Origin of the sequence: Halomonas sp. 3D7M, from assembly GCF_014897885.1 — a bacterium.
In the GTDB taxonomy this organism is placed as follows: Bacteria; Pseudomonadota; Gammaproteobacteria; order Pseudomonadales; family Halomonadaceae; genus Vreelandella.
This window is the reverse complement of the sequence record NZ_JABUZF010000226.1, coordinates 11,319-13,832: the sequence shown is the minus strand read 5'-3', so window position 1 is coordinate 13,832 and position 2,514 is coordinate 11,319. Positions and strand designations below refer to the sequence as shown.

At 53.7% G+C, this 2,514-nt stretch carries 2 protein-coding genes; both read right to left on the bottom strand.

Annotated features, from left to right (window positions below; all coding sequences use genetic code 11):
- Positions 1 to 115: 115 nt before the first annotated feature.
- The gene (locus INT22_RS12710; protein WP_193068334.1) at positions 116 to 1,411 is read right to left on the bottom strand and encodes an adenylosuccinate synthase; all 1,296 of its coding nucleotides are present in this window, start codon (positions 1,409 to 1,411) and stop codon (positions 116 to 118) included.
- Positions 1,411 to 2,514 (bottom strand): ATP phosphoribosyltransferase regulatory subunit (locus tag INT22_RS12705; protein WP_193068333.1); only part of this gene is annotated, 1,104 nt, incomplete at its 5' end. The genes INT22_RS12710 and INT22_RS12705, both read right to left, overlap by 1 nt.

Here is a 2,514-nt window from a genome sequence, read left to right as displayed (position 1 = left end):
AAAAAGCAAAAAGGGGCGATTTAATCGCCCCTTTTTTCAACTACTCAATTTTTTCAACTGCTCAATTATCTCAGCAGCTTACAAACACACAAATGATTTATGCATGAGTGCTAGCTTAGCCTTCAAACGGGTTACGCAGGACAATGGTTTCCATACGGTCAGGGCCAGTTGAGATAATATCAATGCTGGTACCTACCTGCTCTTCTAAGAAGCTGATGTAAGCACGTGCATTGGCAGGCAGATCCTCAACCGTCTTAGCGCCCAGGGTAGATTCTTTCCAGCCCGGTAGATCATGGTACAGCGGCTCAACAGCTTCGTAGCCTTCTGAATCAACCGGATTATCCAGCACATCGCCATCTTTACTACGATAGCCCACGCACACACGAATATTTTCCAGGCCGTCCAAAACATCAAGCTTGGTTAAGCAGATACCAGAGACTGAGTTGATCTGCACCGCATGACGCAACGCTACGGCGTCAAACCAGCCACAACGGCGCGCGCGACCCGTGGTTGCTCCAAACTCATGCCCACGCTCGGCTAAATGACGGCCATGGTCGTCAAAAAGCTCGGTCGGGAATGGGCCAGAGCCAACGCGGGTAGTATAGGCTTTGGTGATACCCAGCACGTAGTCCAAGTAAAGCGGGCCAACACCTGAACCGGTAGCCGTTCCGCCAGCTGTAGTGTTAGAGCTGGTGACGTAGGGATAGGTACCGTGATCAATATCCAACAGCGAGCCTTGAGCACCTTCAAATAGGATGTTCTCACCGGCTTTACGCAGATCGTGCACCATACTAACGGTGTCGGTGACCATAGGCCGTAGCTCTTCGGCCATCTGCATAGCGGTATCCAGTACTTCCTGGAAGTCCACCGCCGGCTCGCCGTGATAGTTCACCAATACAAAGTTGTGGTAGTCCAATACCTCGCCAAGCTTCGAGGCAAAACGCTCACGGTGAAGCATATCACCTAAACGCAGACCACGACGGGCAACTTTATCCTCGTAAGCTGGCCCGATTCCACGACCAGTGGTGCCGATCTTAGCAATGCCGCGCGCTTTTTCACGGGCTTGGTCCAAACGCACATGGTAAGGCAGGATTAACGGACAAGCTGGTGACAAGCGCAAGCGCTCACGTACCGGCACGCCCTTCTCTTCAAGCTCACGGATCTCTTTGATCAGCGCTTCAGGCGACAATACGACGCCATTACCGATCACACAGGTTTTACCTGGACGCAGCACACCAGAGGGAATCAGGTGAAGAACCGTTTTCTCACCGTCAATCACCAAGGTATGGCCCGCGTTATGACCGCCTTGAAAGCGCACCACTGCTGAGGCTGATTCGGTGAGCAGGTCAACAATCTTGCCTTTGCCTTCATCACCCCATTGGGTACCCAGGACTACGACATTCTTACCCATTATGCACTCGTCTCTTGTGTCAGGGTCATTGTCTGCCAACGACCGTCAATAAACTCAAGACGGCGGTCACAACTGTGCTCCGCCGGCCCAGTACGCTGCCCAGGCAGCGCTTGAATCACGCGTTCACCCTGCTCACGCAGCGCAGCAATGGCAGCGTTAAGCGACTCTTCTTCTTGGGCAGGCGCCCAAACAGCACCCTGGCTGGGTGAAGCCAGCGCCAGGGATGCCAATTGTTTTAAATCCATAGAAAAACCGGTCGCCGGACGCGCACGTCCAAAAGCACGGCCAGTGTCATCATAACGCCCACCTTTGGCCAATGCATGGCCATAACCAGGCACATAGGCAGCAAACATCATACCAGTGTGGTACTGATAACCACGCAGCTCCGCTAAATCAAAATAGAGCGAAACATCAAAGCGCGCCAATACGCCTTTATAGAGTGCTTCCAACTGGTCAAGTGCTGCCCTCACCGGCGCGGGAGCACCGGCAAAACGATCTCGTGCTTGCCCTAACACACTTGCATCACCATGCAGCTCACCAAGCGCTATCAGCATATCCGCCAAGGCTGGATCGCTGACACTGCGGTGAACGAGTTCAGCTAACTGGCCCGGCGACTTCAGCGCAAGTGCTTCAAACAGCGCCCGCTCCTGCTCATCGCTAAGCGCAGCTGCCTCGACAAAGCTACGATAAATGCCAATATGGCCCAGCGCCAGGTGAATTTCATCAGCGCCCGCTGCTTTTAAGCTGGCCAGTGCCAAATGAATAATTTCACTGTCAGCTTCTAAACCTGCGTGACCAAACAGCTCGACCCCTACCTGCACAGGGCTTCTCCCACCCTGGTGCTGGTCGGCTTTAGCGCGCAGCACATTCGTGCAGTAGCACAATCGAACCGGTCCTTGCCGCTTCAGGGAGTGGGCATCCATACGCGCCACCTGAGGAGTTACATCGGCAGATGCACCCATCATGCGACCCGTTAGCTGGTCAGTTAATTTAAACGTCTGAAGATCTAGATCGGTACCGGTACCGGTAAGCAAGGAGTCCAAAAACTCCACCGGCGGCGGCATTACTTGGTCGTAGCCCCAGCAATGGTAGAGATCAAGCAG